The organism is Parafilimonas terrae (assembly GCF_900115755.1).
GTDB lineage: Bacteria > Bacteroidota > Bacteroidia > Chitinophagales > Chitinophagaceae > Parafilimonas > Parafilimonas terrae.
The window spans coordinates 156,825-182,267 of sequence record NZ_FOXQ01000010.1; the positions used below are offsets into that span (position 1 = coordinate 156,825).

23 protein-coding genes are annotated in these 25,443 nt (G+C 39.6%); 12 read left to right on the forward strand and 11 right to left on the reverse strand.

Annotated features, from left to right (window positions below; genetic code table 11):
• Positions 1-222 precede the first annotated feature (222 nt).
• Positions 223-1,485, reverse strand: coding sequence for a glucuronyl esterase domain-containing protein (locus BM015_RS15845; RefSeq protein WP_218148514.1), 1,263 nt, complete (start codon positions 1,483-1,485; stop codon positions 223-225).
• Between the two features lie 216 nt (positions 1,486-1,701).
• Here BM015_RS15845 and BM015_RS15850 point away from each other — a divergent pair, with 216 nt between their 5' ends.
• Positions 1,702-2,304 (forward strand): peroxiredoxin, encoded by a 603-nt coding sequence (locus BM015_RS15850; RefSeq protein ID WP_090660681.1) that lies wholly within the window; start codon positions 1,702-1,704, stop codon positions 2,302-2,304.
• 145 nt (positions 2,305-2,449) lie between these two features.
• On the forward strand, positions 2,450-2,875 hold the full coding sequence (locus BM015_RS15855) for a nucleoside deaminase (RefSeq protein ID WP_090660686.1): 426 nt from the start codon (positions 2,450-2,452) through the stop codon (positions 2,873-2,875).
• Here BM015_RS15855 and BM015_RS15860 read toward each other — a convergent pair.
• The 3 genes from BM015_RS15860 to BM015_RS15870 all read right to left on the reverse strand — a co-directional run bounded on the left by BM015_RS15860 (position 2,872) and on the right by BM015_RS15870 (position 6,312).
• The gene (locus tag BM015_RS15860) at positions 2,872-3,579 is read right to left on the reverse strand and encodes a DUF92 domain-containing protein (RefSeq protein WP_090660689.1); all 708 of its coding nucleotides are present in this window, start codon (positions 3,577-3,579) and stop codon (positions 2,872-2,874) included. The genes BM015_RS15855 and BM015_RS15860 overlap by 4 nt on opposite strands.
• A 90-nt stretch (positions 3,580-3,669) precedes the next feature.
• The gene (locus tag BM015_RS15865; protein WP_143075894.1) at positions 3,670-5,037 is read right to left on the reverse strand and encodes a flippase; all 1,368 of its coding nucleotides are present in this window, start codon (positions 5,035-5,037) and stop codon (positions 3,670-3,672) included.
• A gap of 105 nt (positions 5,038-5,142) precedes the next feature.
• Positions 5,143-6,312, reverse strand: a complete 1,170-nt coding sequence (locus BM015_RS15870) for a sigma-54-dependent transcriptional regulator (protein ID WP_090660695.1) — start codon at positions 6,310-6,312, stop codon at positions 5,143-5,145.
• A gap of 80 nt (positions 6,313-6,392) precedes the next feature.
• Here BM015_RS15870 and BM015_RS15875 point away from each other — a divergent pair, with 80 nt between their 5' ends.
• Positions 6,393-7,283 carry an SMP-30/gluconolactonase/LRE family protein gene (locus tag BM015_RS15875; RefSeq protein ID WP_090660787.1) on the forward strand — a complete coding sequence of 297 codons (891 nt, stop codon included), beginning with the start codon at positions 6,393-6,395 and terminating at the stop codon, positions 7,281-7,283.
• A 37-nt stretch (positions 7,284-7,320) separates the two neighbouring features.
• On the opposite strand, the gene BM015_RS15880 is transcribed toward BM015_RS15875, so the two are convergent.
• A complete protein-coding gene (locus BM015_RS15880; protein WP_090660698.1) occupies positions 7,321-8,001 on the reverse strand; it encodes a YiaD family glycine zipper/OmpA-like lipoprotein in 681 nt (226 codons plus the stop codon).
• A gap of 22 nt (positions 8,002-8,023) precedes the next feature.
• On the reverse strand, positions 8,024-8,857 hold the full coding sequence (locus tag BM015_RS15885) for a tetratricopeptide repeat protein (protein WP_143075895.1): 834 nt from the start codon (positions 8,855-8,857) through the stop codon (positions 8,024-8,026).
• Positions 8,858-9,045: 188 nt separating this feature from the next.
• Between BM015_RS15885 and mqnB the strand changes: the two genes are divergently transcribed.
• Both mqnB and BM015_RS15895 read left to right on the forward strand, forming a co-directional pair.
• Entirely contained in the window at positions 9,046-9,714 is a 669-nt protein-coding gene (gene mqnB / locus BM015_RS15890; RefSeq protein WP_090660702.1) for a futalosine hydrolase, read from the forward strand.
• Positions 9,715-9,808: 94 nt separating this feature from the next.
• Positions 9,809-10,636, forward strand: coding sequence for a 1,4-dihydroxy-6-naphtoate synthase (locus tag BM015_RS15895; RefSeq protein ID WP_090660705.1), 828 nt, complete (start codon positions 9,809-9,811; stop codon positions 10,634-10,636).
• On the opposite strand, the gene BM015_RS15900 is transcribed toward BM015_RS15895, so the two are convergent.
• A complete protein-coding gene (locus BM015_RS15900; RefSeq protein ID WP_090660707.1) occupies positions 10,633-12,033 on the reverse strand; it encodes an APC family permease in 1,401 nt (466 codons plus the stop codon). The two genes, BM015_RS15895 and BM015_RS15900, sit on opposite strands and share 4 nt — an antisense overlap.
• 218 nt (positions 12,034-12,251) lie before the next feature.
• Here BM015_RS15900 and BM015_RS15905 point away from each other — a divergent pair, with 218 nt between their 5' ends.
• Positions 12,252-13,046, forward strand: coding sequence for a TIGR00266 family protein (locus tag BM015_RS15905; RefSeq protein ID WP_090660791.1), 795 nt, complete (start codon positions 12,252-12,254; stop codon positions 13,044-13,046).
• A gap of 98 nt (positions 13,047-13,144) precedes the next feature.
• On the opposite strand, the gene BM015_RS15910 is transcribed toward BM015_RS15905, so the two are convergent.
• Positions 13,145-13,618 (reverse strand): hypothetical protein, encoded by a 474-nt coding sequence (locus tag BM015_RS15910; protein WP_143075896.1) that lies wholly within the window; start codon positions 13,616-13,618, stop codon positions 13,145-13,147.
• Positions 13,619-13,759: 141 nt separating this feature from the next.
• Here BM015_RS15910 and BM015_RS15915 point away from each other — a divergent pair, with 141 nt between their 5' ends.
• The 5 genes from BM015_RS15915 (at position 13,760) to BM015_RS15935 (ending at position 18,485) form a co-directional block, all read left to right on the forward strand.
• The gene (locus BM015_RS15915; RefSeq protein ID WP_090660714.1) at positions 13,760-14,704 is read left to right on the forward strand and encodes an NAD-dependent epimerase/dehydratase family protein; all 945 of its coding nucleotides are present in this window, start codon (positions 13,760-13,762) and stop codon (positions 14,702-14,704) included.
• A gap of 7 nt (positions 14,705-14,711) precedes the next feature.
• Positions 14,712-15,341, forward strand: a complete 630-nt coding sequence (locus tag BM015_RS15920; RefSeq protein WP_090660717.1) for a hypothetical protein — start codon at positions 14,712-14,714, stop codon at positions 15,339-15,341.
• 126 nt (positions 15,342-15,467) lie between these two features.
• Entirely contained in the window at positions 15,468-17,186 is a 1,719-nt protein-coding gene (gene ggt, locus BM015_RS15925) for a gamma-glutamyltransferase (RefSeq protein ID WP_090660719.1), read from the forward strand.
• Positions 17,187-17,245: 59 nt separating this feature from the next.
• Positions 17,246-17,776: a DUF1572 family protein gene (locus tag BM015_RS15930; RefSeq protein ID WP_090660722.1), complete on the forward strand. Its 531-nt coding sequence runs from the start codon at positions 17,246-17,248 to the stop codon at positions 17,774-17,776.
• 55 nt (positions 17,777-17,831) lie between these two features.
• The gene (locus tag BM015_RS15935; RefSeq protein ID WP_090660725.1) at positions 17,832-18,485 is read left to right on the forward strand and encodes an HAD family hydrolase; all 654 of its coding nucleotides are present in this window, start codon (positions 17,832-17,834) and stop codon (positions 18,483-18,485) included.
• Positions 18,486-18,706: 221 nt separating this feature from the next.
• On the opposite strand, the gene BM015_RS15940 is transcribed toward BM015_RS15935, so the two are convergent.
• Both BM015_RS15940 and BM015_RS15945 read right to left on the reverse strand, forming a co-directional pair.
• The gene (locus BM015_RS15940) at positions 18,707-19,084 is read right to left on the reverse strand and encodes a hypothetical protein (RefSeq protein ID WP_090660727.1); all 378 of its coding nucleotides are present in this window, start codon (positions 19,082-19,084) and stop codon (positions 18,707-18,709) included.
• A gap of 167 nt (positions 19,085-19,251) precedes the next feature.
• Positions 19,252-20,598 (reverse strand): alpha-L-fucosidase, encoded by a 1,347-nt coding sequence (locus BM015_RS15945; RefSeq protein ID WP_090660730.1) that lies wholly within the window; start codon positions 20,596-20,598, stop codon positions 19,252-19,254.
• A 243-nt stretch (positions 20,599-20,841) separates the two neighbouring features.
• On the opposite strand from BM015_RS15945, the gene BM015_RS15950 reads away from it, so the two are divergent.
• Positions 20,842-21,480: a DUF6563 family protein gene (locus BM015_RS15950; protein WP_143075897.1), complete on the forward strand. Its 639-nt coding sequence runs from the start codon at positions 20,842-20,844 to the stop codon at positions 21,478-21,480.
• 128 nt (positions 21,481-21,608) lie between these two features.
• On the opposite strand, the gene smc is transcribed toward BM015_RS15950, so the two are convergent.
• On the reverse strand, positions 21,609-25,130 hold the full coding sequence (gene smc, locus BM015_RS15955) for a chromosome segregation protein SMC (RefSeq protein WP_090660793.1): 3,522 nt from the start codon (positions 25,128-25,130) through the stop codon (positions 21,609-21,611).
• Between the last annotated feature and the right edge of the window lie 313 nt (positions 25,131-25,443).

Sequence of the window (25,443 nt, forward strand, 5' to 3'; positions counted from 1 at the left end):
AACTTTGAAATACAAAAAAGCCAGGTTGCCAACTTGGCTCTGTCGCAGCAGGGTCTTCATTGCAAAGCCATGTGTACAGCATGAGACCTTGTGTTGTAAGACCTGCAATAAAAATGCTTTATTTGTTTGGCCAGTTATATTTATTAACCGCTAAAAACCTTCACATATTTCATTATCCCGGTTTTTGTTGCCGCTATTGCAGTTAAGCAAATCTGTTTATTATTACTTAAAAAACCTGTCTGCAAAATCCAGGTATTGCTGCCAGTCGTAAAGCTGTATATCATGCCCGCCTTCGCGTATATGATAACCTATTGACCCGCTGCCCACAGGCGTATTTACCGTCGGCGGCACAGCGCCCGGCAACCCGGTGAGGTTATACAGCTTATATACTTCTCCTGCATGCCATGCAGAAAGATATTCCCCGGTGGGGTCTGACCACAGGTCCTGCGATGCACTGGCAACATATACCGGGCGTGGCGCTATTAAAGCAACGAGCTCATGAAAATCTACTGGCAATTCATCTTCACGGTCATTATACGCTTTGTAGTTATCACAAAACCAGTGCGGGAATGCTGTATTGATCTTTGTAATCGTTTCTCCATATTTTCTTCTTGTAATTGCCGCACCGCCTTCACCCGAATTATTGGATATCACCAATGCAAAACGCTTGTCCTGCGCACCGGCCCACAATGCGGTTTTGCCCAGGCGGGAATGTCCTATTACGGCAACCCTCTTAGCGTCAACCGCCGGGTCGGTTTCCAGGTAATCCATAGCCCGGCCCAGGCCCCATGCCCACACACCGATGGCGCCCCATTCACCGGGGGCAGGTTTTGTTTGGCCATCTTTATAAAACAAAGGCGCGATGCCTGCATTAATACTGTTGCTGCTGTCGGGCTGAAGATCGCCATAATATATTGTTGCCAATCCATAGCCACGGTTAATGATTTCTTCCACCGGCCACCGGCCTGCCTGTACGCCGCGGGAAGCTTCCGTGGCATGATGATCTTTATATGCCGCCCCTTCCTCATACCTTACCCACCGTTTTGAAATCAATATTCCTGTATCCGCATTTATCGTTTGGTTGCCGCCAAAATTCAAACCTAAAAACAGCGGTGCTGGCTTGCCCGTATTATTGGGCAGGTACAATAACATATCCATAAAATATTTTTCATCTTTTGAAAAATAGGCCCGCACCTGTTTGCGTGTAGCTGCTCCATTCAGTGCAGTAGTGTTAACCGACAATGTAACAAACCGCACAGGGATTTTCTTCGCCGGCGTTTTACCATATACATATTTTTCAAACAGGGCAAGCACTTCGGGCCTGTGTTTTTCCCAGCCTGCTGCAGTATGAATGGCTTTGCCCGATTGCGTTATTAATAAAGGCGGCAATTGATAGGAAGTGTCGGGAATTTCTGTTGTTTGAGCAGTGGCAGCCATGGTAAGAACAACAGCCAATGCCGTACCTGTAATAAATTTACGCATCATGCAAGCATTTGATTTAATTGTACCGGAATAATATTAAAGACCGGCGTGAAAGATACTATATCCCGTTGGTTTAGGGCAACCGGTTTTCATGCAATTGTTTAACGAATGGCAAAGTGTTCGCCGCATCTGTTTTAAAGTTTGTACTTTTATTATACAATACATGAATTTAAACCTCCTGTCTGCACTGAATCATAATCGTATTTAAAACAATTGGTCATGTCAAAGAAAAATTATCTTTCATCACTTTTAATTACAGGGTTTTTACTTTCCATCAGCCTGCATAGCTTTGCACAAATGAAAGTATTATCAAAAGGTTCCAAAGCACCCATGTTTACCAGCAAGGCCAGCATGGCGGGCAATGAGTTCGAGTTTTCTTTAAAGAAAGCCCTTGAAAAAGGCCCGGTAGTTGTGTATTTCTATCCTTCTGCTTACACAGGCGGCTGCGATTTGGAAGCACATACCTTCGCTGAAATGAAGGATAAATTTACGGCAGCAGGCGCCACCATTATCGGTGTATCAGCAGATGATATTGAGCGGTTGAAATCGTTTTCTTCTAATCCTGATTATTGTGCAGGAAAGTTTCCCGTAGCTTCAGATGACGGAGGAAAAATAGCAGCAACTTATGGCCTGGAACTGATACCTCCAAAACCGGGCGCCAAAGATATAAACGGGCAGGAGATCACCCACGGCTTCATTCCGCGAACAACATTTGTTATTAATAAAAGCGATGAAATCGTGGCTGTCTTTTCATCAGACACAGATCATATATCGCCCGATGAACACGTGAAAAAATCGCTGGAAATTGTTACACAGCTATAGCTTAAAATAGTATAGCATTAATTAATGCACCACCTCTTCAAACCCTTGCACAATGCAAGGGAAATGTTTGATGTGTTGTAATATATGCCCACTCTTACATCTTCATTATTACCAGTAATAATTTTACTGTTTACTACATTGCATAATGAAAAATGCACATTATTATTTAGAATGCTGTTTGACATTGGCCAAACAGGCTGCGGAAAAAGGGAATAGCCCTGTAGGCGCCGTTATAGTAAAAGATGATGAAATTATAAGTGAAGGAGAAGAGGCAGTGAAAACAAAAAACGATATTTCCTGCCATGCGGAAATGGAAGCCATCAGGCAGGCTGTAAAAAACTTAAACACAAATGATTTGTCGGCCTGCATTTTATATACCACGCATGAGCCTTGTGTTATGTGTTCGTATGCTATAAGGTTCTATAAAATCAGCGAAGTTATTTACCTGCATCAGTCAAAATATTTAGGTGGCGTATCATCATCCATGCCATTACTTATTACAACTGAAGTTCCACCTGCGTGGAGCAAAGCGCCTGTTATTAAGCATGCAAGGGAAGAATACAGCATCTAAAAATAATGCAACACCAAACCCGCCACAGCGCCGGTGAGTGTATTTAAAAAATTCACTGCATTATTATTCAAAATATCCTTTCGCTCTGCTGTGGCGCCCAAAACAGAGTCGGTTAAATTGCCAATAGTGCCTGCAATAACTATCCATAAAAAATCAATCGTAAATCCTTCCTGCACTGAATATATCGAAGCTATTAAAATGCTGCCGGCTATACCAATCAGGGTTCCTTCAAAACTTATTACACCATTCAAACCACGCAGGTCTTTTTTAAAGTTGACGATGTTATAAAACTTCTTTCCATATACATTACCTAATTCAGAAGATAGTGTATCTGCAATGGCTGATGAAAGACCGGATGCAATCATTAATAAGAACAATGATTGTTGTTCCATAAACATAAAAGCCAGTAATGATAAAAGTGCTGTAACGCCACCATTTGCCATAACCTGTGCCGCTGTTCTTTGCCCGTGGTGTTGTTCGGCCAAACCGGCTTGTTGCTTTGTACGCATTTTCCACGATGTGGCAAGCGTACCGGTTATAAAAAAAGCTGCCAGCAAAGTAATGCCAGTATAGCCTGTGCCAAGCCAAACAATAAAACCTGTTATAACTGCAACAACAGCGGCTTTTGTATCCAGTTTTTTTAATAAAACTATTGCCACTGCTGCAATAGATAATAAAATAAAGGCAATAGCATTTTGAAACATGTATAACAAGATTAAGATTTTTTATTCTTTGCCCCGCCGGAGAAAGATGATTTTTGGATGAGAGAAACGAATAGACTGGACGTGTTCTCTTCAGGCTTCTTTTCTGTTCAATATTTTCATTAAACCTGCATAAACTGTTTTATAAAACTCAGCGATATATTTTACAATAGCGGAGGCTTCAAATCCTATATGATAGCGCATAACAAAATACCAGAAAATGGTGCCTAACACAGAAGTGATCAATGTTCCAATGGCTGCTCCATAAAAACCAAAATAATAAAAACAGGCATAATTAATTAATAAGCCTTCCACCAGGCCGAGCGTATTTATCCAAAAACACAATGCAGGTTTATCAATTGAATTTAAAAGATTGGCTGCCTGGTTTTGCATTGGCCTGAAAAGACTGGATAGCATGTATAACTGTAATATGGGAACCGCATCTAAATAAGAAGATCCCGCAATAATAGTGATAACCAGCTTTGGAAACAGGATAACAAAAATGGCAAGCGGAATAGTAAAAGAAAGTAAAATGGATACCATTTTTTCATAAAGATATTTTACCCGCTCTTTGCCCTCGTGCGCAGATGCCTGTGCAGTTTTTGGGAAAAGAATTTCTGCGGCGGCATACGATGGAATATCAACCATTCCGTTTATGCGCGAAGCAGTATTATAAAACGATACAGAGCTGCTTGAAATAAATTTTGCAGCCATTACCTTGTCTATGTTGGAATAAATATTTCCCATAATGCCCGATCCGAAAATATAACCGCCATATCCTAAAATCTTTTTTATCCATGCGGCTTTAGGCGCATATTTATGCACTAAATATTTCTTCGTAAACATATACAAGGTTATTGTGCCAATGAGTATGCTTATAAATTGATATAATGCTAACAGGTTTAGAGAAAGTTTTGCTTTAAAAAGCAAATTTGCTGCTATTAAAATAAAAAAACTCACCTGCCGAACAAGATAACTTACAGATACGCCTTTGAAGTCGAGATAGGATTGTTGAACAGCCTCCAGGTGCGAAAAAAATATCATGCATATAATGCCCGGAATAAACCACTGCAGCATAGACGACAGTGCTAAGTCTGCATTTAATTCAGCGCTAAGCCACTCCGAACCTAACATTATAAACGCTATAAAAATGATGCTTACAATAAGGTTAATAATAAACGATGAAGAAGCAATTGCAACCTTCTCTGATTCTATATCACTGCTGCTCACATAACGCACGTGCGCATTTTTTAATAAACCGCTTTTGGAAGCCTCAAAAACAGAGGTAACGGTTAAGAACAATGCCCATATTCCCATTTCGGTGTGCGATAATACACGTACAAGTACCATGAAATTGATCAACCCGAAAAGCGTAAGGGAAAAACGTTGGAGTATGGTATAAAAAGCAGATCGGATCCAGTAAGACGAAAAATATTTTTTTAAAATTTTTATAGCGATGATTTAAGGTTTATAGTGATAAATAATATGAACTATATTAAATGATCCAGCCGGTAATAAAATATGGATGAATTAATGAGTGATTCAATTTGAATACACGAAAACTTATCAAATCAATACGTGGCTTGTAACATCGCTCTCGGTAATGGTTTTGCCGGATAATATAACCAGCCTCTCCACCACGTTACGCAATTCGCGTATATTACCTGTCCAGCTATGGCGCTGCAAAGCTGCAACAGCATTGGCATCAATTTCTTTTCTTGCCTGGCCATAATCTGTAGCAATGTCTTCAAGAAATTTATCAATCAATAAGGGTATATCGTCTTTGCGTTCATTAAGAGAAGGTACATTAATCAATATCACATTCAAACGATGATATAAATCTATACGGAAGTTCTTATCTTCCACTTCCTGCAAAAGGTCTTTATTGGTAGCGGCTATTACACGCACATCCACATTAATTTCTTTATCGCCGCCCACACGTGTAATTTTTCCTTCCTGCAATGCCCGTAAAACTTTAGCCTGTGCAGGCAAACTCATATCGCCCACTTCGTCCAAAAATAAAGTGCCGCCATTGGCCAGTTCAAACTTGCCGATGCGTTGTTTTATAGCCGATGTAAAGGAACCCTTTTCGTGGCCAAACAATTCGCTTTCTATTAGCTCGGAAGGAATAGCCGCGCAGTTTACTTCAATAAGGTTTTGATCGGCACGTTTACTTTTTGCATGCAGCCATCTTGCTACCAGTTCTTTGCCCACGCCGTTTTCACCGGTTATTAAAACCCTGGCATCTGTTGGGGCCACTTTTTCAACCGTATCTTTTATCTTTTTTATGCCATCGCTATCTCCTATCATTTCCTGCACGCCGCTTACTTTTTTGCGCAGCACTTTAGCTTCCCTGCTCAGTGAATTTTTATCGAGCGCATTGCGTATGGTTATCAGCAGTCGGTTAAGATCCGGCGGTTTGGCAACATAATCATAAGCGCCTTTTTTTACAGCATCAACTGCTGTTTCAATTGTGCCGTGGCCGCTGATCATAATAACGGGAACATCAGGGTTTATCTCTGCGGCTTTTACCAAAAATTCAAGCCCGTCAATTTTAGGCATCTTAATATCGCACAGCACCACATCATACGCTTTATCAGTAAACATCTTTAAGCCTTCTTCGCCATCAACAGCTTCATCAATTTTAAAACCTTCATAAGAAAGAATTTCATTTAATGTTTTTCTTATAGAACGTTCATCATCAATAATCAAGATATTGCCGGAAATTTTTGCCATATTATCTTTTATATTTAGAGCGTAGCAAGGTAATAAACAGGTTTCAAAAAGAAGTTACTAATTTCAAAACTTTAATTTTTATGATGAAAAGCATATTCTTTCTTTTATTGCCGGTTGCTTTTGCTTTCCCTGCAAAAGCACAGGTAACAATGCCGGGCGCTGAACTAATTTTAATTGACAGTAATTTCTCCTTTACCGAAGGGCCGGCAACCGATAAAAACGGCGATATATATTTTACCGATCAGCCAAAAGACAACATATGGAAGTATGATATTAACGGCAAACTTTCATTGTTTATGCATGGTGCAAAACGTTCTAACGGGATGTATTTTGATGCCAAAGGAAATTTAATAAGCTGCGCTGATGAAAACAATGAACTCGTTGCAATTAATAAGCATAAAAAAATTACTGTCCTGGCGAGCAATTATAATGGCCATATTTTAAATGGCCCGAATGATGTTTGGGTGAACAGGAAAACTGGCGGCATGTACATTACAGATCCTTATTACCGGCGCAATTACTGGAGCCGCACAAAACCTGATACCGCTTTAGGTGGTGAAAAATTATATCTTCTTCCGCCCGGTAAAAAAGAGCTGGTGCTGGTTGACAGCACTGTTGTAAAACCCAATGGCATTACAGGCACTGCCGATGGAAAATACTTATATGTGGCCGATATGGGCGTGGGCAAAACTTTTCGTTATGAAATTCAGGCTGATGGTTCGTTAAGCAATAAAACACTATTTGCAAACGAGGCATCAGACGGAATGACAATTGATGAGAAAGGCAATATTTATTTAACGGGCAAAGGCGTGATCGTTTATAACAGCGCCGGTGAAAAAATTGAACATATTGATGTGCCGGAAAACTGGACGGCCAATGTATGTTTTGGAGGAAAGGATAAAAACATTTTGTTTATCACTGCCTCCAAATCCGTTTATGTAATTGACATGCAGGTAAAAGGGATTGAATAATAAGTTGTGAGCCCGTTAAAGGCTCACAGCTTATGTATTAATTTGATGAATCAAGCGATCCGTCTTTTGCATCTTTCTTCATTTCTTCATTTGCCACAATAGCAAGTTCAACACGGCGGTTTAATACGCGGTTGGCTTCGCTGGTATTAGGATATTTAGGCTGTGCTTCACCATACCATTTAACTGTAAACCTGTTGGCAGCAACGCCTTTTGATTTAAGATAATCTGTTACGGATTCTGCTCTTTTTTCTGAAAGCTGCATATTATAAGCATCAGTACCAGTGTCATCGGTATGGCCTTCCACCAGGATATTTGTTTCAGGATATTTTACAAACACTTCAGCTACTTTATCAAGGCCTGCCATTGCAGAATCACTTAGTGTGCTTGAATTGATCTTAAACAATAAAGCTGAATTAAAGGTCACATTAATGCCTTCGCCAACACGCTCTACCTGTGCATCAGGAATTTTTTGTTTTATTTCCTTTGCCTGTTTATCCATGTTGCGGCCAATTAAATAACCACCTGTGCCGCCAACAGCAGCACCAATTATAGCGCCAATGGCCGTACCGTTTTTACCACCAATTACAGAGCCTGCTGCTGCACCCACCCCAGCACCGGCACCGGCGCCGATAGCTGTGCCCTTTTGTGTGTTATTCATGCTTTTGCATCCGGAAATTATGAGTGCAGCCATCCAGGCGTAAACAAATATCTTTTTCATGATTTGATTATTATTGTTAGAGTTATTTACAAATTGCTAATTGCAGCAGGTCTATGCTTTGCACATTCACGCCATAATTTTTGGCTTGTGTAATATCAGTGCAAAGCATTTGCTTGTCTGAAGCAGATATTTTTGCAGCAAGATCAGAAGTATTGCTACCTGCATTATATTTTTTCTGCATCATTTTCACTTCGGCTTCCACTTTTGCCTGCCAAACCTTGGCGCTGTTGCCACCATAAGATACGGCCTGGTTATAAGCGGTTATAGCATCACTGTACATGCTTTGTTCGGCATACACATCGCCTTTGAGTATATAAAAATCTGCATTGGTATTATCAGTTTGTATAGCAGCATCCACATTGTTCATGGCATCGCTGTACATATTTTGTTTAAGGTCAAGCTCTGCTATTTTTGCATAAATGGTAGCGCGGTCTTTTACATTCCTGTTTTTCGTTGTCATATCAATCACCTTTACAAAATCTGCTTTTGCTTCAGCCTGCATATTCAAACCCAGTTCAGCCGCTGCTTTTTGAAACATATTTTCAACACTTGTACTGCTTATTTTTAAACCGGCATTAGCAGCGTTCAATGCTTCACTGTATTGCTGCATTCCATTATATGCGGTTGCAAGGCCTGCATAACCTTTTTCCTTGGCATCATAAGCATCACATTTTTTCAGCACTATATTAAACTTGTCAGCAGCGTCGCTGTAGTTGCCTGCATCATTGTAAGCGCTGCCTTCCTTAATAGCATTGTAGCAGGCGTTGGTCATTGTAACAAGACCGCTGCGACAATTGGTAAAAAGCAGGGAGCAAAAAGCCAGGCAAATAAAAAGGTAAATTTTTTTGGTACTCATATATAAAGCTTTTCAGAATTTAGTTAATCAATTTAAAAAGCACAATTGATTAAATCAAAATCATGCCAAATTAAAAATAAAATTCATGTTTGTGGCAAAAATCAAGAGGCGCATTCAGCATGATGCCTTGAAAACTTTCAGTATTTTTTACCGGCGGCTTTTAACATTAATCCCGAAATTTGGCCGTTATGCGTGTATTTATTACGGCGGCCACAGTTGGCGAATGGATGCCATGCTTTACCAGGCTTGATAAATTATATACTGAAAAAAGCAGGCGGTTTAAAGTTTACTTTCACCAGTCGGGTGTGGGTATGCTGGCATCAACATTTTCATTGGCAAAATTGGTGCTGGAAGAAAAGCCCGATTTATTACTGCAGGCAGGCCTGGCAGGGTGTTTTGATACCTCCATCGATTTGGGCAAAATTGTAGCAGTTGAAAAAGACCTTGCAGGAGATATTGGCGTTGAAGAAAATGGCAAATGGCGCGACTTATTTAACATGAAGCTGGAAAGGTCAAACTATCATCCTTATGAAAAGGCAGCGTTGCCTAATCAGCATATAGAAAAATTCAATTTGCTGAAATTAAAAACGGTAAAAGGTATTACAGTAAATGAAATCACTACACGCAAAGAGCGTATAAAACAGCTTGTCAAAAAATTTGATCCTATAACTGAATCGATGGAAGGTGCTGCACTCCATTATGTGTGCCGCAGCACCGGCACGCCGTTTATGCAGATACGTGCATTAAGCAATTATGTTGGAGAAAGAGATAAAAGCAAATGGCTGATGCGGGAAGCGCTGGACAATCTTAATACGGCGCTGATAAAATATATTCACAAACTTTATAAAATGGCTTAGTTGTGTATGTGAAACATCTGCACCAAATCTTTCTCACAAAACAAAAGCATATTACCGTGTTCCATAAAACCATTGAAAAAACGAACTTATACAAATGAAATTAACACTTGGGTTTTCACCTTGTCCCAATGACACTTTCATTTTTGATGCATTGGTAAATAAAAAAATAGATACAGGCAATCTTGATTTTGAGGTAGTGCTTGAAGATGTGCAAACGCTTAATAATTGGGCATTGCAGCAAAAGCTGGATATAAGTAAAATAAGTTATGGCGTATTGCCGCTGGTTTTAAATAATTATGTTTTATTGGAGAGTGGCGGCGCATTGGGAAAAGGCGTTGGACCTTTGTTAATTGCAAAATCACCCATTGATACAAATAATTTAAATGATAAGCGCATTGCTATTCCCGGTGAAAATACAACAGCGCACATGCTTTTTTCACTGGCATTTCCTGGCGCAAAAAACAAAGTATTTAAAGTATTCAATCAAATTGAAGATGCCGTTTTAAACGGGGAGGTTGATGCGGGTGTGATTATTCATGAGAACAGGTTTACTTACCAGGACAAAGGCCTGCATAAACTGATTGACCTTGGCGATTACTGGGAAACAACAACACAATTGCCTATTCCCTTAGGTGGTATCGTTGCAAAAAAACATATAGATAAAGATGTTTTAAAACTCGTGGATAGTTTAATAAAACAAAGTGTTGAATATTCATTTAAACACAACTATAAAACATTAAGTGATTATGTGAGGCTGCATGCACAGGAAATGAGCGAACATGTAATGCGCAAGCATATTGATTTATATGTAAATGATTTTTCCATTGCTTTAGGTGGCAAAGGAAAAGAAGCTGTAAAGAAATTGACAGATGTATATGCCCGGCTTCATCCTGGCGCCACTGCGGCATTACAACATACCTAATCTTTGCCTGTAACTGTACTATTGTTGCGCTTAAACCAGTAATAAAACGGCACGCCGGTAAGCATTAAAGCAGCACCGATGGCTGCTTCCCTCGGGCGGCTGAATACCGTGTTTACAATTAGCACGGCGCAAAAGATTACCACAATAGCAGGCACTATGGGATAGCCCCATACTTTATAAGGCCGCGGTGCATCAGGCATTTTTTTACGCAGGATAAATACGCCTAATGTTGTAGCTCCATAAAAAATAAAAACGGCAAAAATGATCATGTCAGTCAATTGATCAAAAGTGCCGGATAATACCAATATGCAAGCCCAAACACCCTGCACCCATAATGAATTTACAGGCGCCTGTTTATTATTTAATTTCGCAACCCCTTTAAAAAACAACCCTTCATTTGCCATAGCAAAATAAGTTCGGCAACTTGACAGTATAGTTGCATTGCAACAACCTAATGTTGTAATAACGATGAGCACAGAAATAAATAAAACTCCGTTATCGCCCCAAAAATTTCTTACTGCTTCAATAGCCGCAATTTTATTACCGGCTTTATAAATATCATCCAGTTCAGGAATAGATAATAAAGAAAGATAAGTTGCATTTACCAACTGGTATAGAATAATAATTGTTATTATGCCGATAACAATGCCCCGCGGCAAATTGCGTTTGGCATCTTTTATTTCACCGCCAACATAACCCGCAGAAGCCCAGCCCTGGTAACCCCAGAATGCAGCCAGCATTGCAGTAAACACAGCACTCACAGTAACAGGTGTATTATTATCAACCGCCATAGATATACGGCCTGTATCAGCAACATCGCTGGCAAGGCCAAAAACAATTATCGTGAAGATGCTGCCAAACACTAAGATTAATATACCCATGCTTACTTCAGCACCTGCTTTAATGCCAAGACTGTTTAGCCATGTGAGCAATATAATCAGCAGGATAGCAACCAGCTTAACACTTAAATCTGCAAAGGGATAAAATACACCGCCAATGCTTACATCAGCCATCGAAGGCAGCAGCTCCGGGAAATGCACAACGCTGTTAAGCGATTCTGCAAATACATACGCCAGTGCAGAAATAGCAGCGGTTTGTATCACGGCAAACAAACTCCATCCAAATAAAAAGGCAAAAAACTTGTTGTATATTTTCTGATAATAAGAATATTCACCACCCGTATCAGCAAGCAGGCCGGCAACTTCAGCATTGCATAGTGCGCCAAACAAACTAATAATACCTGCAAGCACCCAGCAAATAAGCACCCAGCCTGAAGAATGCAATTCTGCTGTCATGGGCGCTACCTTTTTATATACACCGGAGCCAATAATATTTCCTATTACAAGCACAATTACCAGTTGCAAACCAAGTGAACGGTTAAGTTTTGGTGAACTCATTATTTATTTTTTGTTTGATTACAATATTAACTGATTAATGCCTTACATAAAAACGCTGATTCGTGAATTAAATTTTGGAAGATGCTTGATACAGGCGTGAGGTGTGAGGTAAGAGGTGTAAGCACTGATAAACTGTTAAACATAAAAACTACCGTTTGCATAAGAGTTTGCAGGCATGCGAAAAATGTTTTTTTACATTCGCTGAAAAATTATTTGATATGATACGCAATCATGAAATTGATTATAAAATTTTTGGTGAAGAACTGCAGTATGTGGAAGTAGAGCTTGATCCCGGAGAAACAGCAGTGGCAGAGCCCGGCGCTTTTATGATGATGGATGACGGCATCAGCATGCAAACCATTTTTGGCGATGGCAGCCAGCAACAAGATACCAGTTTAATGGGCAAATTATTTAGTGCGGGCAAGCGCATGCTGGTGGGTGAAAATTTATTCATGACAGCTTTTACGAACACATCGCAGGGTAAAAAACATGTAAGCTTTGCCTCACCTTATACAGGCAAAATTGTACCGCTTGATCTTTATAATCTGGGTGGAAAAATAATTGCACAGAAAGATGCTTTTTTATGCGCTGCCAAAGGCGTAAGTATTGGCATTGAATTTCAGCGCAGGCTTGGCACCGGCTTGTTTGGCGGCGAAGGTTTTATTATGGAAAAGATAGAAGGCGATGGCATGGCTTTTTTACATGCAGGTGGCTTCGTGCAGGAGAAAGAATTAATGCCCGGAGAAACTTTGAAAATTGATACAGGCTGCATCGTTGGTTTTAGTGGCAGCGTTGATTACGACATTCAGTTTATCGGTGGTATCAAGAATTCTATATTCGGTGGTGAAGGTTTGTTCTTTGCGGTTTTACGCGGCCCTGGTAAAGTGTGGATACAATCATTGCCCATTAGCAGGCTGGCCTCCCGCATACTGGCTTACGGCACTTATAAACGCAAAGAAGAAGGCAGTATTTTAGGAAGGTTTGGCAATATGCTTGATGGAGACGGATATTAATTTAAAACAGAAAGCTAAGTAGTCCGGAGGCCCGAAAAATTAATTTCATCCAGGCTTCCGGGCTTTACCTGCAAGCACGCAATTATATTAAATGCTTATCATTCTTCTTTGCAATTAACCATTCGCAATGGCTTTCCGCTAAAGCTTAAGTTGCTCCTGTTTTTAAAAACCATTTTGTCACCCTCTTCCTGCATATCGCCATAGCCTTCAATAAAAGCAGACTGCCGTTTTAAAAAGGCCACTTCCCTCGTTGATGTTATGCCCTCGCTGTTGAAAATATAATCGGCAATTAAAGTGTCGCCATACATGTTGCCTTTGATAGTTCCGCTGTTTTTATCCTTTTCATAATAATTATATACAAGCGAACCTGTAATAACTTTCGATTGGCTGAAGATGCTTAAAAACACCGTGTCTTTGCCATTTATATTTTCATAACATTCTGATATAGTTTCTGCAGGCGATGAAGTGCCCGTATTATAATCCTTTATTGTATCTGCATTGTCATAGGTTTCAACATTACTGTTATTGCAGGCAACACACATCATCAACAGGAAAAGCAGGCTGTATTTCATTTTAGTGCTTTTAGTTTCACAAGATATAAAAAAGAGATACTGCATAAACCGGCAGCACAGCAGTTAATATTTTTTAAAGCCGTAATATCGAAATTAATCTTTCATTAGGTTTGCTGCTTTCAAAACAATAAATACTTCTTTGTGGTAAAGGAAAAAATTTTGGTGATAGGCGCCAGCGGCCAGATTGGTGTGGAGCTAACTATGGCATTGCGAAAAATTTATGGAAACGCCAATGTTATTGCCAGCGATTTGCGTGAAGAAAACCCGTTGCTGCACGGCACCGGCCCTTATGTTTCACTCGATGTAATGAACAAAGAAATGCTGCACGTGCAGGTAATCCGCCAGAATGTAACACAGATATATCTGCTTGCCGCCATCCTTTCTGCAACAGGTGAAAAAAATCCAAACCTTGCCTGGAACCTCAATATGCAGGGCTTGTTAAATGTGCTGGATATTGCCAGTGAAGAAAACCTGCAAAAGGTTTACTGGCCAAGCAGCATTGCTGTTTTTGGCCCGACATCACCCAAAAAAAATTGCCCGCAGCAAACTATAATTGAGCCCATAACCGTTTATGGCATTAGTAAATATGCAGGTGAGTTTTGGTGCAATTATTATAACAAACGTTTTGGTGTGGATGTAAGAAGCCTGCGTTATCCGGGCCTTATAAGTTATAAATCAGACCCCGGCGGCGGCACCACGGATTATGCAGTTGAAATATATCATGATGCCATAGAAGATAAAAAATATACAAGTTTTTTAAAAGAAGATACGTATCTGCCCATGATGTATATGCCCGATGCCATTCGCGCCACGATGGAATTGATGGAAGCGCCGGCAGATAAAATTTCAATTCGCACATCGTATAATATTTCAGGCATAAGCTTCTCTCCTGCTGAAATTGCGGATTCTATAAAAAAGCATATTCCTGAATTTGAAATAATTTATCAGCCGGATTACAGGCAGGCCATTGCAGACAGCTGGCCCCAAAGCATTGACGATGCTGTTGCCCACACAGACTGGGGTTGGAAACATGAATATGATCTTGAAAAAATAACTGCAGACATGCTAAAAAACCTGCAACAATAATAAGCTTATGCGCACTGTTTTATCCATACTGTTTTGCTGCATTGTATATAATGTTTTTGCGCAGGATGACATTCCTGATTATCGCACAAAACGGGATAACTTTTTAAAGATGCAGGAGAAAGATATTCGTGCCGACCTGTCGCAATTTACTTTTGGCGGTATAAGTGAAAGCCTTACCAAACACAGGCTTGACGCTGTTCCGCTTGAAAGCGTAAGCAACGATACTATTGTATTTTCAAACGATACGGCAATTATACAAATTACGACAGGCAGCTTTGATGCAACCAAACATAAAGTAAGCTGGTACGACGATAAGTATGCAGTTAAGTTAGACAATAAACCTTTCTGGGGCACCGAACACAAAGTGCCAAAACGCACTATAACTTCAGTTATTGCCATCATTGAAAGCGATACTGTTATTGTACCGCAAACGGCTTTCTTCGATCTCTATGAGCCCAAACTTTTTTATACCGATGCAAAAGGAAAACAAAAAACTTTTTGTAACGTTTATCGTTCACCGGATAAGCGTAAATATTACATCTATATGGTGAACGGCGAAGGTTCAGGCCGTTATGAAGTAACCTGGGTTATACAGGATAAAAAATACCTGCGCCGCGTGGTTGACTGGAACTTTTAGGATTGCTTATAAAGATATTTAGCAGCAATCCATCTTTATTTCTTCTCTATTTATTGCAACACTAATATTTAAGTATTTCCTTTTATTTTAATCAGCCGCCAATATTTTTTTCTTAGGTTTGAACACATGAAAAAATGGCTGTTCATTATTCTTGGTGCAAGTATTATTTTTTACTCCTGCACATCTTCAAATATTACAGTTGGCCCGGGCAAAGAAATTGATCCCTATCATTTTACCATTACTAAAAATGTTTCTGTAAACAATGGCTGCGTGGCCAGTGCACATCCTTTGGCCAGCGAAGTAGGGCTTGCTATATTAAAAAAAGGCGGTAATGCTTTTGATGCCATGATTGCAACCCAGCTTGCACTGGCTGTTGTTCATCCTGCAGCGGGTAATCTCGGCGGTGGTGGTTTTACTGTTGCAAGGTTGGCAAACGACTCTTTGCTTTCATTGGATTATCGTGAAATGGCCCCGCTAAAAGGCGGCAGGAATATGTATATCGATTCTGCCGGCAATGCAAGAACAGACTGGTCGCAGAACGGGCATTTATCTGCAGGCGTGCCCGGAACTGTTGCGGGATTATTTGCAGAACATCAATATGCAAAACTTCCTTTTAAAACATTGATCCAGCCTGCTATAGAACTTGCAGAAAAAGGTATTGTGCTTACCAAACGTGAAGCTGATGGTTTAAACAGCAACAAAGACGATTTTATAAAATACAGTACGAAGCCCACGGCTTTTGTAAAGAATACAGCATGGAAAGAAGGCGATACTTTATACCAGCCTGAACTTGCGGAAACTTTAAAACGTATTCGTGATAATGGCGCCAAAGGTTTTTATGAGGGTGAAACGGCCAAACTGATTGTGGAAGAAATGCAGCGTGGCAAAGGCATTATGAGTTTGGAAGATTTAAAAAATTATGTGTGCAAGCCACGCAAGCCGGTTGAATTTGATTATCGCGGTTATCATGTGGTAAGCATGCCGCCATCGAGCAGTGGTGGTATTATTTTGGGTGAGATGCTCAAAATGATTGAACCCTATCCTGTGAGCAGCTATGGTTTTCAAACCGTAAAAAGCGTGCAGCTAATGATTGAAGCAGAACGCCGCGCTTATGCCGACCGCGCCGAACATTTGGGTGATCCTGATTTCTGGAATGTGCCGCAGAATATTTTATTGAGCGATGCTTATCTTAAAAAAAGAATGAGTGATTATGATTCCACAAAATCAGGTGTGAGCGCAAACATTAAAGCCGGTAATGTGCATGAAAGCGATCAGACAACGCATATAAGTATTATTGATAAAGATGGCAACATGGTGGCCGTTACCACAACGCTGAACAACAGTTACGGCAGCAGGACAGTTGTGGGCGGTGCAGGTTTTCTATTAAATGATGAGATGGATGATTTCAGCATTAAACCCGGCGTACCAAATATGTTTGGCGCCATTGGAGGCGATGCCAACGCTATTCAGCCGGGCAAGCGCATGTTAAGTTCCATGACGCCAACATTAGTTTTAAAGGATAATAAACCCTTCATAGTTGTGGGCACGCCGGGCGGCACTACCATTACCACTTCAGTATTTCAATCCATTGTAAATATTGTTGATTTTAATATGGACGCAAATGATGCAGTGAACAAGCCTAAATTCCATCATCAATGGCTGCCTGATACGGTATCTGTTGAAAGGGATTTTAATGAAGAAACAGTGAAGCAGCTAAAAGATATGGGTTATAAACTGATAACGTTAAGGGCAATCGGCAGAACTGAATTAATAAAAATCTTGCCTGATGGAACACGTGAAGCCGCTGCCGATAAGCGTGGTGATGACAGTGTAAGCGGGTATTAATTCTTTAAACTTTTTGAAAGTTTAGAACCTTTCAAAAGTTATCCAAAACATGAAAGACCATGAATACTGAAGAAGCTTTTTTACAATCATCCATAAAAAAATTCAAAGCACAAAAATCACTTGGCGATAAAACATTTGCTCAGCTTGATGAAAAAGATTTGTTTTTTAAGCCTTCGGCAGAAAGCAATTCCATTGCTGTAATTGTGCAGCATGTAAGTGGCAATATGCTTAGCCGCTGGACAAACTTTTTAACGGAAGACGGAGAAAAACCCTGGCGTGAAAGAGATGCTGAATTTGAAAATAATTTATCAACGAAGGAAGATGTTTTAAATGCCTGGAATAAAGGCTGGGCCTGCGTTTTAGCAACGCTTGAAAACCTGAAGCCGGAAGATGTAATAAAAACAATTACCATACGCAATGAACCGCACCTGGTTGTTGATGCTATCATAAGACAGATAGATCATTATGGCAGTCATGTAGGCCAGATTGTTTATATAGGCAAACTGATAAAAAATGAAAACTGGCAATCGCTGAGTATTGCAAAAAATAAAAGCAAGGCATTTAACGATGCCATGAACCATAAAATATAAAAACCAAACTTTTGGAAAGTTTCAAGCATTCCAAAAGTTATTTAGAATAAAAACTATGTTTCCACAGGCAGTAATATTTGATTTAGACGGTACGTTGGTAGATAACAACCCATATCACATTGAAGCGTTCAAGGAATTTTATCAGAAGACAGGCAAAGCCTTTTCACTCGAAGAATATAAACAGCATATCAACGGAAGGATGAACCGTGAAATTTTTAATTATGTTTTTAATACAACGCTAAGCCCGGAAGAAATTGAAAAATACACCAATGAAAAAGAAGGGTTATACCGAGAGTTATATGCGCCGCATATAAAACCTGTTAATGGTTTGATTGATTTTTTAAACGAACTCGAAAAAGCAAAAATTCCAAAAGCGGTTGCCACATCGGGCATAATTCCCAACATTAATTTTATGTTTGAGCATATCCCGATAAGAGATTATTTTCTCAGCGTTATTGATTCAACACAAATAAAAACAGGCAAGCCTCATCCTGAAATATTTTTAAAAGCAGCAATATCTGTAAATGCTGTTCCTTCGGAATGTGTTGCGTTTGAAGATTCGCTGGCAGGTATTCAATCTGCAAAAGCAGCCGGTATGAAGGTGGTGGCGTTAACGACAACGCACACGGCTGAAGATTTGCATGACGCGGACTTAATTATTAAAGATTATACAGAAATATCATTGGTAAAATTGCAGCAGTTAAAATAATCCGGTATAATAAATATCTGCAAGGAATAAAACTCAACCGTTCTGTGCGATGGCATCAAACAGTTACAACGCTTCATTTAAATAAAGCTATCAAACACAAATGCAGCGGCAAAATGTTATACCCGTACCAGGCCGGTAAAAGTTATCATACCGGTGGGGGTTAGCCCGACATATAAAACACAGGGTACGGATATTGTTTATGATTGTTATATTGATATCTTCTAACTTTTTGGCTTCACATCATCCACTATCAAAGTTTTAACACCACCTCTGTCAGAATACGCGCCGGTTGCTGTTATTTGTTCGCCAGCATGTTTTTTAGCTTCTGCATAAGCATCTTTCTTATTATGATCTTCAACAATAAGATACACTTTGCCATCGCTTGTGAGAATGCCCATAGGCGAGCCGGCTTTAATGCAATCCGCGGCACAGGATTTATGCGCTTCGCCGCTGGCGCCGGAAGAAGAATAACAGGCCATATCCAATACTTCGCCACTAATAGTCATACTCTTTTTTTCCTGGCCGAATGACGTGAGTGATACGGCGCTGAACACGATTGCAAGCAGGGAAATTTTTGCTGTAAGAGAAGTTTTTTTCATATTATACAATTTATGTGTGAAGAATTGAGAGAGGATTGAGAACATAAATGTAATACTTTTCAAATAACCTTTTTATAATACACTTGTTTGTCAGGATTGTTGGTAAAATATTCCTGAACTGTTTAAAGCCATGCAACCAACGATTATGTATAAATATATTGCTACCGTTAAGGCTTCTCAATTAAATTTTCATCAATATTATACGCTGCAATTTCATTTAACAATGGTGTTGCTTTAGCATCATCAATCTTAACAATAAAGCTGTCAGCCTCCATAGCAGGAAAAGTATAAATTCTTTTTTTACCTACTGTATTGCCGTGCAATTCTTCTACGGTTCCATTATTTAAACGAAGCTGAATAGTGAACGATTTTATTTTCTGGCCTGTGGCAATATCTTCATTCAACACAATACAATTGAGCTTTTGTTTACCATTCAATTGTATGGCATAAGTTGATGAAGCCGCTGCAAACTTTTTATCGGCTAATGCATTATCAAAACTTTCATCCCTTAATTTTTTAAACCCGATCAATGCAGCAGAATCATGGACATTAAAATGCCCGTTCCTGTCTGGTGGAACATTCAACAAAAGGTTTGCTCCTCTCCCAACAGATTTTAAATATAACTGGAACAATTCTTCCGGCGACTTTACTTTTTCATCTTCTTCCGCATGATAAAACCAGCCTGGTCTTATGCTCACATCACACTCAGCAGGAATCCACACTTTTCCATTTACATTGCCATGATTTAAAGTATCCTGTTTCGGAGCACCCAAGCCCGGTGTAAAACCAATCGTATCCAAAGTATTCCAGTTGGGATCGCCTGCAAAACCTTTTTCATTTCCAACCCAGCGTGCATCAGGGCCAATATCGCTGAACACAACTGTATTCGGTGCAATGCTGCGCATGGTTTGCTTAAAACGTTGCCAGTCATACACCTGCTTTTTTCCATTCGGGCCTTCACCATTGGCACCATCCCACCAAAACTCGAAGAAAGGGCCGTAATTGCTTACCACTTCTTTCATCATATTTACAAACACATCGTTATAAGCCGGCGTTCCATACTTTGGATGGTTTCTGTCCCACGGCGATAAATACACACCCATCTTCAAACCATATTTTTTGCAGCTATCGCTTAGTTCACGTAATACATCGCCCTTGCCGTTTTTCCATTTGCTTTGCGCCACCGTGTGTGTTGAATATTTACTTGGCCAGAGGCAGAAACCATCATGATGTTTTGCCGTGATGATAATGCCTTTTGCACCGGCTGCTTTTGCAATGCGGCACCATTGCCCGCAGTCAAGGTCTGTTGGGTTGAACACATCTTCCGGCTCTGTGCCTTTACCCCATTCAAGATCAGTAAATGTATTTGGCCCGAAGTGAACGAAGAGATAGTAGTCAAGCTTTTGCCATGCCAGTTGCCGTGACGAAGGAATAGGTTGATTAACGACAGGCTGCTGCGCCTGGAGGCCTGCGCAAAAAAAATATGCTGCAGCGAATAACAGTAGTTTCTTCATTGCAGCAATTTAACGACTGTTATTTAAAAATTGTCTGAATTATTTTAAAGACAAACGAACTGCGATTAAACATGGTTACGTCGCATTACTGTCATCAATATATTTCCATGACAGCCAGAGTTATCTGTTCTATTCTTTGCCTATTATTTTGAATAGTTTTTTTGGGAAATACATTAGAATTTAAATCTTTGTCAAGCAATAACTATAAAATACTCTAAACTTAAATTATTTAAAAATTAAGAAATGATGAAAAAATTAGTAGCCCTATCGTGGCCCTTTTTAATCAGCACAGTATCATACACACAGGCAAATCATTTTCCTAAAGGAGCTTATATGAGTTTTGAGGAAATCAGTAATAAAAATCCATCAAAACAACTGGAACTTGAAATTATTAAAAGAACCGACTTTGATATTAAAATGAATGGCGGCAACGATTATAAGTTTGAATCTAATAATGGCTCTGTGTCAAAAAAAACTATAAAAAAAGAGATATGGGCCTATTCAACCGGTGATACACTTTACATAAATTGCCTGAAATTTTCAATACAGACATGGTATGCCCCAATAATTTCAGATGGAAAATATTTAATAGTTAAAGCCGGATTGTCTAACTATGCTGCAGAGCAAAAGAAACAATTAAAGACGACTGGCAATGGTTGGAATGCAACTGGTGGTGCAATTAATGGGGCAAGATTAGCCACACTCAGATTTTTATATGCAATAGACAAGAATACGCAAAAAGCAATTACAGTAACTTCTGGAGCTATGCAAGACATTCTGAAAGACAGAAATGATTTGTTGGTGCAGTTTAATGCTGAAACTAAAAAAAACGACGAATTTATCTGCCTCAAATATTTAAAACTTCTTAACAATGATTTATAGGTGATTTATTAATGAAGGGGTATTTCAAACTTCAATCAGTTTACCTGACCTACTGGGAATGACGTACAGTGTTGTTGATTGAATGCAACTCTAAACAGGCAAGAGCGAAATGGAATAACAACTTCACATTAATTCAAACTCCTGAAATCCACCGGTACTAATTTACTTACACCTGGCTCCTGCATGGTAACGCCATAAATAACATCCACCGTGCTCATTGTTGTTTTATTGTGCGTTACAATAATGAACTGTGAGTTATCGCTGAACTGTTGTATCATATTGGTGAACTTGCCCACATTGGCATCATCCAGCGGCGCATCCACTTCATCAAGAATACAGAAAGGCGCAGGTTTAATAAGATAGATGGCAAACAGCAATGCCGTTGCCGTTAAGGTTTTTTCACCACCGCTTAACTGCGTAATGCTCGATGGCCTTTTACCTTTAGGCTTTGCGACCACATCAACGCCTGTTTCAGCAAGGTTATCGGGATTTTCAAGTATTAAATCAGCTGTATCTTCTTCAGTAAATAAAGCTTTAAATACGCGCTGGAAATTCTCACGCACTTTATCAAACGTATCACGGAACTGTTGGTTTGCTGTAGCTTCCACTTCTTCAATAGTTTGCAACAAACTTTCTTTGGCACTTACCAGATCCTGCTTTTGTTCGAGGATAAATTCATAACGTTTTTTCATTTCAACAAAAGCTTCAATAGCCGTAGGGTTTACTTCGCCAATATTTTCAAGGCGTTTGCGCATGCGGTCAGATGAAGCCTGTAATTCTTCGGTTGATGAATCCGATGTACGTGGTTCGTCAAGAATATCATCGAGGTCAATCTTAAATTCAACATGCAGTCGCTCACGCATGCCTGCAAGGTTTAGTTTCAGCTCGCTCAGCTTATCTTTTATTTCCGTTAAAAGCTGGTCTATTATTTCACGGCTTTTTGTTATGTGACGCAATGAACTTTCCTTTTCCTGCAAGGCATTGCGCTGATGATAATAAGCTGCATCCGCCTCATTCAGCTTCTTCTCTTCCACTTCTTTTGTGCGCAATAAAGTATGCACAGTTTCTTCTGTTGAAGCAAGCGTTTCTGCGCTTTCTGTTATCTGGCCGCTCACTTCTTCCAATTGCGTTTTATTCTGTTCTATTTGCGTATGCAGTTCTTTCAACTGGTTTTGTTTATAATTTACTTCCTGCTGCAATGCACCCAGTTTGCTTTGCAAACGTGTAAATGCAAGGTTCGTTTCGTTAAACACGCCAGATACAGCGCGGTATTCCTGTTCGGCAATTTTATAAGCTTCCTCCGCTTCTTTAATTGCAGTTGTAGTGGCATTTAATTCTTCATTCAGTAAAATAAATTCTTCACGCAATTTTTCTACAATGTCCTGCTCACCTTCCAGGCGGCCCTGCATATCATCTAATTGATTAGCTGCATTCTGCTGTGTATTTTGCAGGTTTTCCATTTTGTTGCGCGCAGCAAAAAGATTATTGGTGAGTTGGTTTATTTCATTCTCTGTTTGTTTGATGAGATTTTCCTTCAACTGCTCGTTATAACCAATTACTTCGTTGTGTTTTTGCTGAATAGCAGTCTTTAATTCATTCACTATTTTTTCCTGCGCCGCAATTTCTTCCCGCATCTTTTCAAGGTTTTTTGCACGGCCTATTCTTTTACCTTCAAATAAACCAACACTGCCGCCGCTTAACGTGTACTCTCCTTTCACATATTTACCAGAACGTTCCAGCACCACCACATCATCGCCGGCATTGTTTACCGCGTCTTCATTCTCTGCAATAAATACATTGCCCAATAAATATTCTGCAAGCTTTTTATATTGTTCATCCACTTCAATCACATCCATTGCTTTAATGGTATGTTCCGGCTGCTGCGCATTTATATTGATATTGGCAATTTTATCAAGCAATAAAAAATTCGCTTTTCCTTTTTTGTTTTTATCGAGGAGTTCTACAGCCTGCAAACCTTCCTGCAGGTTGTTTACAATATAATAATTAAGATAAGGCGTTAACACATTTTCCAGTGCAGTCCTGTATTCCTGCTGCACATAAATTATATCTGAAAGAATCGGCGCTTTTGAATTCCATTGACCATTATTGTGCAGAAATTTCACGCTTTCAGGATAGCCTTCCATTGAATCCACAAGGCTCTTCAGCAAATCGTGTTCATTACGTTTTGCATCATACTTACGGTTTTCTTCAGTAAGCTTTGCCCGCAACGATTCCAGCTCGCTTTGAGATTGTAATATCTGTTGTCTTGTTAATTCATGCTGCTCTTTTAACTGCTGTAAAGTTTGCTGCCTTTCCTCAAGGTCCTGCGCTTTGGCAGCCACTTCTGTTTCCAGTTGCTGTACCTGGTAAGAGCGGTTTTGTTGTTCCTGTTCAACCTGTGCTATACTTCTCTGTAAATTATGAATAGATGTTTCCGCTACAGCCAGTTTTTTTTCTGCATCAAATTGCCTGCGTTGTGTTTGCAGGTGAGCGCTGCGCACTTTATCTGTTGATGAACGTTTCTCATCAAGTAAAGTGCGTTTGGCATCTGTTTCCGTGCGTGTTACATCAAGCTTTTCTTTCAGTTGCTGCAATGCTTCTTCTTCTTGCTGATACTGCAATTGCGTATATTGAATGGAATCTTCAATATTCTTCAACTGACCTGTAGCGCGTTCCAAAAATTCTTTTAAAGAAGCATCTTTTTCTTTTAAATAATGCAGGCTTTGCGATGCAAGGTTTTTTTCATTTTCTTTCGTACGCAATTGCTGCACCAGCTCATTAAAATTATGTTGTTGTTCCTGTAAAGCTTTTTCCTGTTCAAGAAAATCAACGCGGTCTTTTTCCAGTGCAGCTTCACCGGTTGCTATTTCAGCATCCAGGGCATGCTTTTTATCTGTTTCATCTTCCTGCTGTTTGTTGAGATCTTTATAAGTAAGATTAAAACCTTCCAATGCAGCCTTAGCCAGTTCAATGGAAACCAGCTTATATTCTTTCTTTATTTCATGATATTTCTCTGCTTTTTTAGCCTGGCTTTCTACAACTTTTAACTGGTTTTGAATTTCGAATAACAAGTCTTCAATCCTGTTTAAATCGCCTTCTGTTGCATCCAGTTTTTGTTTGGCTTCTTTCTTTCTCGTTTTATAGATAGTGATGCCCGCAGCCTGCTCCAGCATACGGCGGCGGCTGTTATCTTTATCACGGATGATATCATCCACCATGCCCAGTTCAATAATAGCATAGCTATCATTACTTACACCGGTATCGAGAAAGAGGTTATGAATATCTTTTAAACGGCAGGCAACATCATTTAAACGATATTCGCTTTCGCCGTTTTTAAAGAAGCGGCGGGTAACGGTTACTTCATTAAATTCTGTAGGAAGCAGATTTTTTGTATTCTCAAAAGTGAGGCTTACTTCTGCAAGGCCGCTGGCCGAACGGGTTTTGGAACCATTAAAAACCAGGGCTTCCAGGTTTTCACTTCTTAGCTGCGAAATTTTTTGTTCGCCAATTACCCAGCGAATGGAATCGATGATATTGCTTTTGCCACAACCATTCGGCCCAATAATGCCCGTAATACCTTCATCAAAATTCAGGATGGTTTTATCGGCAAAGCTTTTAAAACCTTTTATTTCAAGCTGCTTAAGTTTCATCTGTTCATTTTTTATTTTTAACCAGGCAAGTTGCCCGCCCAATAAACATCCCCTCGTGTGTCAAAATTTTATATGGGCGTTTCATACCTTAAAAATTTACTTACTAATAACGAATCGAAATAGAATATCCGTATATATACAAAATGTGCCTGCGAACATAAGTATAATTACAGAGGCCTAAATTCACACAATTTGCACTGTGGAGAAATGGTGGAAAGAAGAAAATAATAATTGCCTGATTTAATACTGTTGATTTGGAGGAAAATTGTAAATAATCAATATTCAATAAACAACAATCAATACCCGATTATAA